The 13,071-nt window shown below is 70.9% G+C and carries 16 protein-coding genes and 1 tRNA gene; 15 read left to right on the forward strand and 2 right to left on the reverse strand.

Annotation, left to right across the window (positions count from 1 at the left end):
• Window positions 1-257 precede the first annotated feature (257 nt).
• Together AOK22_RS20955 and AOK22_RS20960 are read left to right on the forward strand one after the other, a co-directional pair.
• Window positions 258-554, forward strand: a complete 297-nt coding sequence (locus AOK22_RS20955; protein WP_003955420.1) for a type II toxin-antitoxin system VapB family antitoxin — start codon at window positions 258-260, stop codon at window positions 552-554.
• A gap of 119 nt (window positions 555-673) precedes the next feature.
• Entirely contained in the window at window positions 674-1,327 is a 654-nt protein-coding gene (locus tag AOK22_RS20960; RefSeq protein ID WP_063795304.1) for a LytR C-terminal domain-containing protein, read from the forward strand.
• 63 nt (window positions 1,328-1,390) lie between these two features.
• On the opposite strand, the gene upp is transcribed toward AOK22_RS20960, so the two are convergent.
• On the reverse strand, window positions 1,391-2,026 hold the full coding sequence (upp, locus tag AOK22_RS20965) for a uracil phosphoribosyltransferase (RefSeq protein WP_055700239.1): 636 nt from the start codon (window positions 2,024-2,026) through the stop codon (window positions 1,391-1,393).
• Between the two features lie 99 nt (window positions 2,027-2,125).
• Here upp and AOK22_RS41940 point away from each other — a divergent pair, with 99 nt between their 5' ends.
• The 9 genes from AOK22_RS41940 (at window position 2,126) to AOK22_RS21010 (ending at window position 7,846) form a co-directional block, all read left to right on the forward strand.
• The gene (locus AOK22_RS41940; protein WP_167357869.1) at window positions 2,126-2,302 is read left to right on the forward strand and encodes a hypothetical protein; all 177 of its coding nucleotides are present in this window, start codon (window positions 2,126-2,128) and stop codon (window positions 2,300-2,302) included.
• Between the two features lie 204 nt (window positions 2,303-2,506).
• Window positions 2,507-3,061: a tRNA adenosine deaminase-associated protein gene (locus tag AOK22_RS20975; protein ID WP_055700241.1), complete on the forward strand. Its 555-nt coding sequence runs from the start codon at window positions 2,507-2,509 to the stop codon at window positions 3,059-3,061.
• Window positions 3,062-3,196: 135 nt separating this feature from the next.
• Window positions 3,197-3,628: a tRNA adenosine(34) deaminase TadA gene (gene tadA / locus AOK22_RS20980; RefSeq protein WP_055700253.1), complete on the forward strand. Its 432-nt coding sequence runs from the start codon at window positions 3,197-3,199 to the stop codon at window positions 3,626-3,628.
• A 60-nt stretch (window positions 3,629-3,688) separates the two neighbouring features.
• Window positions 3,689-3,773, forward strand: a tRNA-Ser gene (locus tag AOK22_RS20985).
• Between the two features lie 498 nt (window positions 3,774-4,271).
• Window positions 4,272-4,451, forward strand: coding sequence for a hypothetical protein (locus AOK22_RS20990; RefSeq protein ID WP_055700242.1), 180 nt, complete (start codon window positions 4,272-4,274; stop codon window positions 4,449-4,451).
• Window positions 4,452-4,497: 46 nt separating this feature from the next.
• On the forward strand, window positions 4,498-4,791 hold the full coding sequence (locus tag AOK22_RS20995; protein ID WP_055700243.1) for a Dabb family protein: 294 nt from the start codon (window positions 4,498-4,500) through the stop codon (window positions 4,789-4,791).
• A gap of 201 nt (window positions 4,792-4,992) precedes the next feature.
• Window positions 4,993-5,829 (forward strand): RNA polymerase sigma factor SigF, encoded by an 837-nt coding sequence (locus AOK22_RS21000; RefSeq protein ID WP_055700244.1) that lies wholly within the window; start codon window positions 4,993-4,995, stop codon window positions 5,827-5,829.
• Window positions 5,830-6,073: 244 nt separating this feature from the next.
• Complete coding sequence (locus AOK22_RS21005; protein ID WP_055700245.1) at window positions 6,074-6,937, forward strand: RNA polymerase sigma factor SigF; 864 nt, start codon at window positions 6,074-6,076, stop codon at window positions 6,935-6,937.
• A gap of 99 nt (window positions 6,938-7,036) precedes the next feature.
• Window positions 7,037-7,846: a hypothetical protein gene (locus AOK22_RS21010; protein ID WP_055700246.1), complete on the forward strand. Its 810-nt coding sequence runs from the start codon at window positions 7,037-7,039 to the stop codon at window positions 7,844-7,846.
• Between the two features lie 90 nt (window positions 7,847-7,936).
• Here the strand turns inward: AOK22_RS21010 and AOK22_RS21015 are convergent, their stop codons facing one another.
• A complete protein-coding gene (locus AOK22_RS21015) occupies window positions 7,937-8,137 on the reverse strand; it encodes a hypothetical protein (RefSeq protein WP_055700247.1) in 201 nt (66 codons plus the stop codon).
• Between the two features lie 177 nt (window positions 8,138-8,314).
• Here AOK22_RS21015 and AOK22_RS21020 point away from each other — a divergent pair, with 177 nt between their 5' ends.
• The 4 genes from AOK22_RS21020 (at window position 8,315) to AOK22_RS21035 (ending at window position 12,988) form a co-directional block, all read left to right on the forward strand.
• Window positions 8,315-8,854 (forward strand): MarR family winged helix-turn-helix transcriptional regulator, encoded by a 540-nt coding sequence (locus AOK22_RS21020; protein ID WP_055700248.1) that lies wholly within the window; start codon window positions 8,315-8,317, stop codon window positions 8,852-8,854.
• Window positions 8,855-8,942: 88 nt separating this feature from the next.
• The gene (locus AOK22_RS21025; RefSeq protein WP_055700249.1) at window positions 8,943-11,423 is read left to right on the forward strand and encodes an MFS transporter; all 2,481 of its coding nucleotides are present in this window, start codon (window positions 8,943-8,945) and stop codon (window positions 11,421-11,423) included.
• A gap of 264 nt (window positions 11,424-11,687) precedes the next feature.
• On the forward strand, window positions 11,688-12,509 hold the full coding sequence (locus AOK22_RS21030; RefSeq protein WP_055700250.1) for a YceI family protein: 822 nt from the start codon (window positions 11,688-11,690) through the stop codon (window positions 12,507-12,509).
• Between the two features lie 20 nt (window positions 12,510-12,529).
• A complete protein-coding gene (locus AOK22_RS21035) occupies window positions 12,530-12,988 on the forward strand; it encodes a PPOX class F420-dependent oxidoreductase (RefSeq protein WP_055700251.1) in 459 nt (152 codons plus the stop codon).
• Window positions 12,989-13,071: the final 83 nt, after the last annotated feature.

Raw genomic sequence — 13,071 nt, forward strand, 5'->3', positions numbered from 1 at the left:
CTCCCGGAATCAGCCGCCCCGGCGCCACCCTCGCCCCCGGAACCTTCACTTCCCTCCGTCACCCCGGCGACCGCCACTGACTCGTTCGGGCGGTTCCCGCTTCCGGACATGGACGGCATCGGCTGGCTCTCGCTCACTTCGGCCCCTGTTCCCGGCTTGAGTGTTTCCGGTTTGCCCCGCTTTCCGGCGTCATTTCCCAGGGTCGCACTCCGTCGCCATGGCTGCGCCCGGAGAGCCTTGACCGGTAGGCTTTCCGTGTGATCTTCAAGCGCATCGGAAACGGCCGGCCGTACCCCGACCACGGCCGGGAAAGCACCCGGCAGTGGGCGGATGTCGCGCCGCGCCCGGTCCGCCTCGATCAGCTCGTGACGACCAAGGGGCAGCTCGACCTGGAGACCCTCCTCGCCGAGGACTCCACGTTCTACGGCGACCTCTTCGCGCACGTCGTGAAGTGGCAGGGCGACCTCTACCTGGAGGACGGCCTGCACCGCGCGGTCCGCGCCGCGCTCCAGCAGCGCCAGGTGCTCCACGCGCGCGTGCTCGAACTGGGCTGACGCACCCGTTCCCCCGCCCGAGTGGGGTCCAAGTCCACATTGGCCCTTTTGGGTTGGACTGAGCGCCGGGCAATGATCATTTAGTAGGAATCGCCGCCGCCCGGCACTACGCTGCGCCCATGAGCATGCTCACTCCCCCCGGCATGGGCGGAAAGTACCGCATCACGGGGGACAAATATCCACGCATGCGCCGCCCCCGCGGGCGCCGCAGGATCGTGCTCGCGGTCATCGCGTCCGCCGCGGCCGTGGGCCTGATCGGCTGGGGCACACTGCAGCTCATCGACGTGTTCACGGGCGGCGACAAGGCCTCGGCCGCGAGCCCGGCCGCCCCGGACTGCGACCGCAAACCGGCGTCCTCCGCGCAGGCCCCGTCGGGGAAGCCGAAGCCGCTGCCCAAGCCCGGCCAGATCACCGTCAACGTCTTCAACGCCACGCCCCGCGGCGGCCTGGCCAAGGACACCGCCGACGAGCTCAAGAAGCGCGGCTTCGCCATCGGCAAGGTGGGCAACGCGACGAAGGCGTACGACAAGAAGGTCAAGGGCACCGGCATACTGCTCGGTCCCGCGACGGCCACCGGCACCGCGTTCCCGGTCCTCGGCACCCAGCTCGCGGGCGCCGAGCAGAAGACCGACGGGCGCAAGGGCGCCGAGGTGGACCTCATCCTCGGCGACAAGTTCAAGGATCTGGCCAAAAAAGAGGACGCCGACAAGGCCCTGGCGGAACTCGCCAGGCCCAAGCCGACGCCCACATCGTCAGACAAGAAGAACTGCTAGACCCAGCGGGGGCCACCAAGGTCCTCTCAGGGACCGCTGCCGCCCCCGCGGGGACCCGCCTCGCTACTCCGCGGCGCCGTACATCCGGTCGCCCGCGTCGCCGAGGCCCGGCACGATGTAGCCCTGGTCGTTGAGCCGCTCGTCGACCGAGGCCGTCACGACCGTCACCGGCGTGCCCGCCAGCTCGCGCTCCATGATCTCGACGCCCTCCGGGGCGGCGAGGAGCACCACGGCGGTCACGTCGTCGGCGCCGCGCTTGATCAGCTCCTTGATCGCCGCGACGAGCGTGCCGCCCGTGGCGAGCATCGGGTCGAGGACGTAGACCTGGCGGCCCGAGAGGTCGTCCGGCATGCGCGTCGCGTACGTGGACGCCTGGAGCGTCTCCTCGTTGCGGATCATGCCGAGGAAGCCGACCTCGGCGGTCGGCAGCAGCCGGACCATGCCGTCGAGCATGCCGAGACCGGCGCGCAGGATCGGCACGACCAGCGGACGCGGATACGACAGCTTGACGCCGGTGGTCCGGGTCACCGGGGTGTCGATGTCGACCTGCTCGGTGCGCACGTCCCTGGTGGCCTCGTACGCGAGCAGGGTGACCAGCTCGTCGGCGAGGCGCCGGAAGGTCGGGGAGTCGGTGCGCTTGTCGCGCAGCGTGGTGAGTTTGTGCGCCACCAGCGGGTGGTCGACGACGTGGATCCGCATGACATCAACAGTAACCGGGCGCGGGCCCGGCGCCCCGCGCTGGCATCAACCCCTCCGACGGGGGGAAGGTGGGGACGTACGGACCGAGGTGGTGTGCCCATGACCGAGCGGAAGCACGAACCGGCGGACGAGACCGACGCCGAGCGCCGCAGGCGGCGCGCCCAGTTCCTGCGCGAACGCACCGAGGCCATCGAGCTCCGCGAGCGCGTGAAGCCGCGCCGCGCCCGGGCGGCACGCATGCGGCAGGCGATGCGTATGCGTACGTTCCGCTGGTAGCCGCCCCCTCGCGCGGCGGGCCCGCGAGGGCTCCCGGAAGACGCGACGCGAACACAGCGGCCGGAAGACCTCTCCTGACGGCGCCGTTTCTGCCACGATTCCGAAAGGGCGGGGCGAGTCACAGCCATTCCCCGCTCCCCGACCTCGCCGGGGGGACCCCAAAACCGCCAACCGGCACTGCCTAAGACCAGTGGGAGAGTCACGGTGTACTTCGCCGCACTGCTCGCGCGCACCGAAGACGGGTGGGAAGCGAGCGACACGGAGCTCGACAATGTGGAGACGCTGTCGGATCTGGCCGACCTGGCCCGGGACCACCGGGACACGGTCGACGCCGACGACGACACGGTGCTCGTCTTCATCGAACAGGAGGACGCGTGGTTCGGCGTCGTCCGCGTGGACGGCGAGGACGACCCTCGCATCTACGTGTCGGACGCGGCCGCGGCCGCCCGCAGCTCGTACGGGGAGATCCTGCTCACCGACGAGATGCTCGGCCGGGACCCGGACGACGACCCGGGCGACGACCTCGACGCCCTCGACCTCGACGGCACCGAGGACGGGGAGCCCGAGAACCCCGCCGACGCGGACGACGGGGACGCCGACGGCGGCGACGCGGTGCCCTCGGGCCCGCTCGGCGACCCGGAGATCCTCGGCGACCTCGGGGTGTCGGAGAAGGAGCTGCTCGCCCTGGAGAGCGGCGACGCGCTCGGCGAGATCGCCGAGATCCTCGGGGCGGCGGAGGTGCTGGAGACCGTCCGCTAGGTTCCCCGTGTGACCGACCCGAACGACCCGATCGACCGGAGCGACTCGATCGACCCGGACAACTCGATCGACCCGGACCATCCGACCGACCACACCACCGCAACCGATCCCCTGCGCGAACGCTGGCGGGCGCCCATGCGGCTCGCTCTGGCCGAGGCCGAGCTGGCCGCCCAGGGCGGCGACGTGCCCGTCGGCGCCGTCGTGCTGTCCCCGGACGGCACGACGGTGCTCGCCGTGGGGCACAACGAACGCGAGGCCGTCGGCGACCCCACCGCCCACGCCGAGATCCTGGCCCTGCGCCGGGCCGCCGTCGCACTCGGCGAGTGGCGGCTCACCGGCTGCACGCTCGTCGTGACGCTGGAGCCGTGCACGATGTGCGCCGGCGCGCTCGTGCAGTCCCGCGTGGACCGGGTGGTCTACGGAGCGCGGGACGACAAGGCGGGCGCGGCGGGCTCGCTCTGGGACGTCGTACGCGACCGGAGGCTCAACCACCGCCCCGAAGTCGTGCACGGCGTCCTCTCGGAGGAGTGCGCGGCGCAGCTGACGGACTTCTTCCGAAAGCGCTGACTCCGGGGCTCGGCCAAACGGATTTCAGTCCTCGGGCCATCGTGGGCTAGAGTTCCTCTCGGTAGCGTGTCCGAGCGGCCGAAGGAGCTCGCCTCGAAAGCGAGTGTGGGGAAACTCACCGAGGGTTCAAATCCCTCCGCTACCGCTCTTGATGCGAAGGGCCCGTCCGACAGGACGGGCCCTTCGTCGTTCCCGCGCTGTTCCCGCGCTGTTCCCGCACTCCGTTTTCGTGGCGCCGCTTTCCCGGGCCCGCCTTCGGGGCTCCGTGTACGGCTCCGTCTCCGTGTACGCGAAAAGCCCCGGCGCCTGCTCGGCGCCGGGGCTTTCTCCCGCTGGGACGGGGGAAGCGGCATCGGGGGGACAAGCCGCTTCCCCCGACGAGGACTGTCCCTCAAGTCAGCGCCGCCGTCAGGGGGGAAGCAGACGGCGCGGACCCCGCAGTAGGGGCAGTCCCTTCGCCCGTGGATTCCTGCCAGATCCGCCGGGCTCACCACCCATCCTGCGCCCGGGACCACCCGCACGGCGCAGGCAAAGGGCCTGTGCTGCCGGGCCGTTGGTCCTTAAAAGCCCCGTGAGTACGGTCCGGGTTAGACTCACCGCCGTCACAGGGGTCACACGGGGCGCGGTAAGGGGAGGCCAGATCGTGGCAGTGCAGTGGAAGAAGATCGGCCTCTTCGTGGTCGTGGTCTTCGTGCTCTACGTGATCATCACCGACCCCGCCAAGGCCGCGGACTACGTCCAGATAGGCTTCGAGGGCGTCTCGAGCGCCGCTCAGAGCATCGGCGACTTCATGACGTGGGTCGCCAACGGAGGCAAGGACTGAGCGGCCGCCAGGGCCGCCAAGCCACCGTCCTCTCCAAGGAGTGCCCGTGATCCGCCATCTGGTCCTCTTCAAGCTCAACGACGGCGTGCGGCGCGACGAGCCGCGTGTGGTCGAGGGCGTCAAGGCCTTCCGCGCACTCGGCGAGCAGATCCCTGAACTGACGTTCTGGGAGTGCGACTGGAACATCTCCGACCGCCCCATCGCCTACGACTTCGCCATCAACTCGGCGGTCGAGGACACCGATGCGCTGAAGCGGTACATCGAGCACCCGGCCCACCAGGCGGGCGTCGCGCTGTGGCGCGAGTTCGCCACGTGGGTGATCGCCGACTACGAGTTCTGAGCCACCGGGCGCAGCAGCTCCCCGAACGGCCCCGCACCGCAACGGTGCGGGGCCGTTCCGCGTCTCCGGTACCGACTTGCCCCAACTTGCCCCTCAACACGTAGTTATCGGGTGCTTGCACACAGTGCACATGTCTTGTGATGCTATGACCGCTTTTGACGGATGAGTTGACCAAGGTCGACCGAGCTTGACCGAGAAGGGGTGGCGTTGACCGTGCCGGCCAGTACTGCGCCCGAGGCGCCACCCGCGAAGGCCCCATCCGCCGGCGGGAGCACCCGCGGCGCCGACACCCGGGCCCTGACCCAGGTGCTCTTCGGCCAGCTCAAGGGGCTGGAGCCGGGCACCCCCGAACACGGCCGGGTGCGCGGCGCCCTCATCGAGGCCAACCTGCCGCTCGTGCGGTACGCGGCCGCGCGCTTCCGCAGCCGCAACGAGCCGATGGAGGACGTCGTCCAGGTCGGCACCATCGGGCTGATCAACGCCATCGACCGGTTCGACCCGGACCGCGGCGTGCAGTTCCCGACCTTCGCGATGCCGACCGTGGTGGGCGAGATCAAGCGGTACTTCCGCGACAACGTCCGCACCGTCCACGTACCGCGCCGGCTGCACGAGCTGTGGGTGCAGGTGACCGGGGCGACCGAGGACCTCACCACCGCCTTCGGGCGCTCGCCGACGACCGCGGAGATCGCCGAACGGCTGCGCATCACCGAGGACGAGGTGCTCGCCTGCATCGAGGCCGGACGCTCGTACCACGCAACGTCGTTGGAGGCGGCGCAGGAGGGCGACGGGCTGCCCGGCCTGCTCGACCGGCTCGGCTACGAGGATCCCGCGCTCGACGGCGTCGAACACCGCGATCTCGTACGCCATCTCCTGGTCCAACTCCCGGAGCGCGAACAGCGCATCCTGCTCCTGCGCTACTACAGCAATCTGACGCAGTCGCAGATCAGCGCCGAACTCGGCGTATCCCAGATGCATGTGTCACGACTGCTCGCCAGGAGCTTCGCGCGACTGCGGTCCGCAAATCGGATCGAGGCGTAACCGTAAAGGGTGGAGTCCCGTCGGAGATCTTTCCGACGGGACTCCGCGCCGAAAAGCCCCAGACCCCCTCTTTCCTGCAGGGATGTCACCCTTGTTTGTCGACAAGTAACTACAGCGTGTTGCCGACATGTGACATTCTGCTGGAACCGCGTTTGCCGTAGCCCCACCTCCGGTATTCAGGTGGAGGCTGCGTTCCTCCGACGGGAGCGCTCGCCGCGACCGTCCGCGACCTCAAGGGGGTGGCATGTCCGCAGACCAGGGCAGCTCGAAGGTGCTCACGCTCACGCTCACCAAGAGCCCGAGCGACTCCGCGCCCGACGCGCTTCACAGCTCACCAGCCTCGGAAGCCATCGACACCCGGACCCTGTCCCGCTCCCTCTTCCTGCGGCTCGCCGCGCTCGACCAGGACAGCCCGGAGCGCGTCTATGTACGCGACACGCTCATCGAACTGAACCTCCCCCTCGTCCGGTACGCGGCGGCCCGCTTCCGCAGCCGCAACGAACCGATGGAGGACATCGTCCAGGTCGGCACGATCGGCCTCATCAAGGCGATCGACCGTTTCGACTGCGAACGGGGCGTGGAGTTCCCGACGTTCGCGATGCCGACGGTCGTCGGGGAGATCAAGCGCTTCTTCCGGGACACCAGTTGGTCGGTGCGGGTGCCGCGCCGCCTCCAGGAGCTGCGGCTCGCGCTCACCAAGACCAGCGACGAGCTCGCCCAGCGGCTCGACCGCTCGCCGACCGTGCCCGAACTCGCCGCGGCGCTCGGCGTCTCCGAGGAGGACGTCGTCGACGGCCTCGCGGTCGGCAACGCCTACACCGCCTCCTCGCTCGACTCGCCGGCCCCCGAGGACGACGGCGGCGAGGGCTCCCTCGCGGACCGGCTCGGGTACGAGGACTCCGCCCTGGAGGGCGTGGAGTACCGCGAGTCGCTCAAGCCGCTGCTCGCCAAGCTCCCGCCGCGCGAGCGCCGCATCATCATGCTGCGCTTCTTCGCCAACATGACGCAGTCGCAGATCGGCGAGGAGGTCGGCATCTCGCAGATGCACGTCTCCCGGCTGCTCACGAGGACGCTGGCGCAGCTGCGCGAGGGCCTCATCTCGGACTGACGCCGCCGCGGCCGGACGCGTCCGGGGCCAACGCGCGGACGCGGGGCCGGTGTTGCTGACGGGGTTCCTCATTGACGGACCGTCAGCCACACTGGCGCGATGCGACGTGGTGTGCGGAACGTGCTCGGTGCCGGTGCGGCCGTGGTGTGTCTCGGCGGCCTCCTCGCCGCATGCGGCGGCGAGAGCGGCGACGGCTATGTGGCGACCGGCGCGGCCGGTGCCTCGCCGGAGCGGGCGCCAGGGAAGGCCGTGGGGCCCACCGGTGACGTGAGGCTGGTGCCGCTCGACGGGGCGAAGGGCTCCGGCGGTGACGGCGAGGACGGGCGCGGCGGCTCGGCGAAGGCGCCGTCCGGGTCCGCAGAGGGTGGCGACAGCGGCGACGGCGGCGACTCGGAGGGGAAGTCGCCCGGCGCCGAGGGGAGTTCCGGCGGAGCGGCCGCACAGGAAGGTGGCGCGGCGTCGGACGGCGGGGCGAACCCCGGTCGTACGGAGGGAAGTTCACCCGGCTCCGGCAGCGCGGGGGGCTCCGGCGGCTCGGGAGGTTCGGGCAGCCCGTCGGCCCCCGGCAAGGACGAGCCGAGCGGCGGCGCGTCGCCCACGGGGCCCGCGAGGCTCGCCGTCGGGGAACCGAAGCGGGAGCCCGCGGACAAGCGCTGGTGCGAGAAGGTGACGCTCACCTTCCACAACACCGGTGGATCACCCGTCCGTTCGGGCGAGGTCACCTTCGGCACGCACATCATCGGCGCGCTCGGCGTCGACTGGGACACGATCGAGTCGACCGTGAGCCTGCCGGCCCCGATCGGCGCGGGTGAGCGCGTCAAGAAGACGTGGCCGGTCTGCGTCGACGCGTGGCGCGTGCCGCTGGGCATGCACGTGGAGACGCGGGACGTGGACGTGGACTGGAAGTAGGGGCCGCGCCCCGAAGGGGCGCGGGGAGCCGCGCGACAAGCCACGGCGGGCCCGCGATCGGGACACCGCCGTCCGCTTGAGTGGCGTGCGTTACTTGAGCGCCAGCCAGGCCACGCCCGCGACGACCGCGATGGCCAGGACCACGCCGATGATCAGGCCGATCCGCGGGCCCGCGGGCGCCGCCGCCTGCTGCTGTCGGCCCTGCGGCGCCTCGTCGACGAAGGCGCGGAACATCTGCGTGCTGCCGGCGGGGTCGGGGTTGCCCTGGGGACCCTGGGGGTTGTGTGCCATGGATCAGGACCCTAGCGAATCCAGCGCTGTCGGCCCAACCCCCTCTGGCCAGGGACTTTACGACCGAGGTCCCAGACCTTTGCCGACTCTTTAGGGCGTTGGTCCCTTTTTAGTTTGCCTGCGGCAACCAACTGCTTCTATCGTTGCCCTAAGCAACAAAAGAATCCAGGAGGTGCCGTGGCCGCGCAGCGTCAGTACGAGGAGCTGGCCCGACAGCTCAGTGCGATCGGCGCCGTGAAGCGTGGCCTCGGGCGGGTCCTGCCCCCCGAGTGCCCGGCCGGGTCCGCGGCCGTACTCACCCTGCTCAACCGGCACGGGGAGATGCGGATGAGCAGGCTCGCCGAGCTGCTCGCCGTGGACATGTCGGTGACCAGCCGCCATGTCGCCCACGTCGCCGAGCGGGGCTGGATCCACCGGGATCCCGACCCCGCGGACAAGCGTTCCCGCATCCTTCGTCTCACGCCTGCCGGCGAGGCGAAGTTCGAAGAGCTCTCCGATCTCTCGATGCGGGCACTCGCCCACTACTTGCACGACTGGTCGGACGACGAGGTCGACCAGCTCAGCACGCTGCTCGCGCGCCTGCGCGACAGCTTCGGGGACTGCCGCGCGACCTCGGCCCGCCCTCCGGCGAAGCCGCACGCGTCGCAGGACCGGTCCCCCCACTCCCTCTCCCCCCACGACGCACAGACCTCAGAGACCACCCGTACACCCGCGTAAGAAAAGGAAACCCATGGCAACAACCACACCAGCCGGTGTGCGGGGCAGCCATGCCAAGCACGGAGCTCATCCCGACGAGAACGCTCCGATGACGCACCGGCAGATCATGGAAGCGCTGTCCGGGCTGCTGCTCGGCATGTTCGTGGCGATCCTGTCGTCGACGATCGTCTCCAACGCCCTGCCCGAGATCATCGGCGACCTCGGCGGCGGCCAGTCCGCCTACACCTGGGTCGTCACCGCGTCGCTGCTCGCGATGACCGCGACCACCCCCCTGTGGGGCAAGCTGTCCGACCTCTTCAGCAAGAAGGCGCTCGTACAGATAGCCCTGATCATCTACGTCCTGGGATCGGTCGTCGCCGGTCTCTCGCAGAACGCCGGCATGCTCATCGCCTGCCGTGTCGTCCAGGGCATCGGCGTCGGCGGTCTCTCCGCCCTCGCGCAGATCGTCATGGCCGCGATGATCTCCCCGCGTGAGCGCGGGCGTTACTCCGGCTACCTCGGCGCGACCTTCGCCGTCGCCACCGTCGGCGGTCCGCTGCTCGGCGGTGTCATCACCGACACCTCGTGGCTCGGCTGGCGCTGGTGCTTCTACGTCGGCGTGCCCTTCGCGATCATCGCGCTGATCGTCCTCCAGAAGACCCTGAAGCTCCCCGTGGTCAAGCGGGACGTCAAGGTCGACTGGGCCGGCGCCTTCTTCATCAGCGCCGCCGTCTGCCTGCTGCTCGTCTGGGTCACCTTCGCCGGCGACAAGTACGACTGGCTCTCCTGGCAGACCTACGCCATGGTCGGCGGTTCGATCCTGCTCGGTCTGATCTTCGTGTTCGTCGAGTCCAGGGCGAGCGAGCCGATCATCCCGCTGCGGCTCTTCCGCAACCGCACCATCACCCTCGCCTCGCTCGCCTCGCTCTTCGTGGGTGTCGCGATGTTCGCGGGCACGGTCTTCTTCAGCCAGTACTTCCAGCTGGCGCGGGGCGAGTCCCCGACCATGTCGGGTGTCCTGACGATCCCGATGATCGGTGGCCTCTTCGTCTCGTCCACCGTCTCCGGCCAGGTCATCACCAAGACCGGCAAGTGGAAGGCCTGGCTGGTCAGCGGCGGCGTGCTGGTGACGGCGGGCCTCGGCCTGCTCGGCACCATCCGCTATGACACCGAGTACTGGCACATCGCGATCTTCATGGCCCTGATGGGTCTCGGCATCGGCATGATGATGCAGAACCTGGTGCTCTGCACGCAGAACCAGGTCGAGCCGCAGGACCTCGGTTCCGCCTCCTCCGTGGTGACCTTCTTCCGGTCCCTCGGCGGTGCGATGGGCGTCTCGGCGCTCGGCGCGATCATGGCCAACCGGATCACCGACTACGTCAAGGACGGCATCGCCGACCTCGGCCCGAAGGCGGCCGCGCAGTTCGGCCACGGCGGCACGGGCGGCGGCGGCATCCCCGACCTGGACAAGATCCCCGAGCCGTTCCGCACGGTGATGGAGAGCGCGTACGGGCACGGCATCGCCGACGTCTTCCTGATCGCCGCGCCGATGGCGCTGATCGCCTTCCTGATCACGCTGTTCATCAAGGAGGTCCCGCTGCGGACCTCGGGCGCCCTCGCCCAGGCCGCCGCCGGTGACTCCGCGGACGACGCCGCCGCTCCCGCCGCGGCCGCTCCGGCCGCCTCCCAGGTCGTCGACGAGCCCGTGCTCGCCTCCGTCGCCTCCGTCGCCTCGCCCGCCGAGGCCGGGCCCGAGGGCACGCAGCGGCTCGCCGCCGTGGCGTCCGCCGCGGAGGCCGGTGCCGGCGGGGTGCCGCCGCAGATCACCGGCGGGGTCCCGGTCCGCGGCTTCGTCCGCGGCGCCGAGAGCGCGCCCGTGCCGAGTGCCGCCGTCACGCTGATCTCCCTCGGGGGACGCCAGCTCGGCCGCGCGGTCGCGCAGGGCGACGGCTCCTACGCCGTCGACGCCCCGGGCGCCGGTTCGTACGTGCTCATCGCGTCGGCCGACGGGTTCCAGCCGCAGGCCTCCACGGTCGTCGTGGGCGAGGACGCCCTCGCGTACGACATCCTGCTCAGCGGGACCAGCGGGCTGACCGGCCTGGTCCGCGACGCGGACAGCAAGCTGCCCGTCGCCGGTGCCATGGTCATCGTGACCGATGTGCGCGGTGACGTGCTCGCCACCGGACTCTCCGGCGAGCAGGGCGAGTTCACCTTCGCCGAGCTGGTGCCCGGCACGGTCACCATCGCGGTGAACGCCGCGGGGCACCGGCCGCTGGCCCTGCCCGTCGAGGTCGGCGGCGCCGGGGTCACCCGGGTCGAGGTCGAGCTCAACTCCGGTGCGCAGGTGCTGGGCACCGTGCGGGCGGGCGGTGCGCCGCTGAACGACGCCCGCGTCACGCTGGTGGACGCCGCCGGCAATGTCGTCGCCACGGCGACGACCGGGTCGGACGGGGCGTACGCCTTCACCGACCTGGACAGCGGTGAGTACACCGTCATCGCGACGGGGTACCCGCCGGTGGCCACGGGCCTGTCGGTCGCCGGCAGCGGCGTCGACGGCCACGACATCGAACTCGCCCACCCGGGCGAGTGACCGGCCCCGGCCCGCGGTCGCGCCCCGAGCGGAGGCGCGGCCCCGGGCCGGTTGCGGAAAGGGCCCCCGGGCCGGCGGTGGCGTTCATGGCAGGGGACGGCCAGTCACCGCCGCCGGGGGTCGTCCGTTTCCGTGGGCGGCTCGTTCACCGCCGGCCCGTTCGTGGTCGGCTCGTTCACCGCCGGCCCGTTCGTGGTCGGCTTGCTTTGTGTGCTTGGACTGTGGGGCCCTCCGCGCGGAGGGTTCCGGCAAGGAGTAAACGGGATGGGACTGAACGCTCGGATTCGTACGCGTGACGGGTGGGCCGTGCCGCACGCCGTCGTCACGGTGACGGACATGACGGGCACGCAGGTGCTGCGGGCGGCGACGGACGAGGACGGCGTCGTGCGGGACGGGACGGCGCTGGTGCCCGGTCCGTACACCGTGATCGTCACCGCCGTCGGGTACGCGCCCGTCGCCTCCACCGCACTCGTCACCGCGAGCGGGCGCGCGGAGGTCGGCAACGTCGTCCTCGCCCGGCAGGGCGGCACCGAGCTGCCGCCGCCCGGTCCGTGGACGATCGACCCCGCCCACTCGACCGTGGGCGCCGTCGCCCAGCACCTCGGGATCACCAGCGTGCACGGGCGGTTCACGGAGTTCGGGGGGCGGGTCGAGATCGCCGAGGACGTCGAGAAGTCCCGCGTCGAGGCGGTCATCAGGTCGGCCTCGATCGACACGGGGAACGGCATGCGGGACGGGCACCTGAAGTCGCCGGACTTCCTGGACGTCGAGCAGTACCCGGAGATCACGTACCGGTCGAACGGGCTGACGCCGGCCGGGACGGACCGGTGGACGGTCCACGGCGAGCTGGGGATGCACGGGGTCGTGCGGCCGGTGGACCTGGAGCTGAGCTACCTGGGGACCGGGGCGGATCCGTGGGGCGGGACGCGGGCGGCGTTCCGGGCGACGGCCGAGCTGCGGCGGGAGGACTTCGCGATGAACTACAACCAGGTGGTGCAGGCGGGGATCTCGGCGATCGGTACGACGCTGAAGGTGGAGCTCGACATCCAGGCGGTGCAGGGGGAAGGTCTGCCGCAGGCGGGCTGAGCGTGACTAGGGTGCCGTGCATGGCACCCGGAATCGCGACGAACACCACGGTGAGCCTTGAGGAGTTGCTCGACTTCGTGCGGCCGCGGCACCGGGCGGTGCTGCTGACCTCGCGGGCGGACGGGACTCCTCAGGGGTTGCCGCTGACCTGCGGGGTCGACGACGCGGGGCGGCTCGTGATGTCGACGTATCCGGAGCGGGCGAAGACGCGGAACGCCCGGCGGAATCCGCGGGTCAGCGTGATCGTGCTGAGCGACGAGTGGGACGGGCCGTGGGTCCAGGTCGACGGGGTGGCCGAGGTGCTGGACGCGCCGGAGTCGGTGGAGCCGCTGGTGGAGTACTACCGGAACATCGCGGGGGAGCATCCCGACTGGGACGAGTACCGCGCGGCCATGCGGACCCAGGCCAAGTCCCTCATCCGCGTCACCCCGGACCGCTGGGGCCCGGTGGCCACAGGCGGCTTCCCACCGTCCCACTGAGGTCGCCGCCTTGGGTTCGTCGGTGGGGCGGGGTCGTGGGCGTCTGCGCCTTGGCGGTGCTGCGCCTTCGCTTCGTCTGTGGG

Origin of the sequence: Streptomyces silaceus (genome assembly GCF_001419745.1) — a bacterium.
Lineage (GTDB): Bacteria > Actinomycetota > Actinomycetes > Streptomycetales > Streptomycetaceae > Streptomyces > Streptomyces silaceus.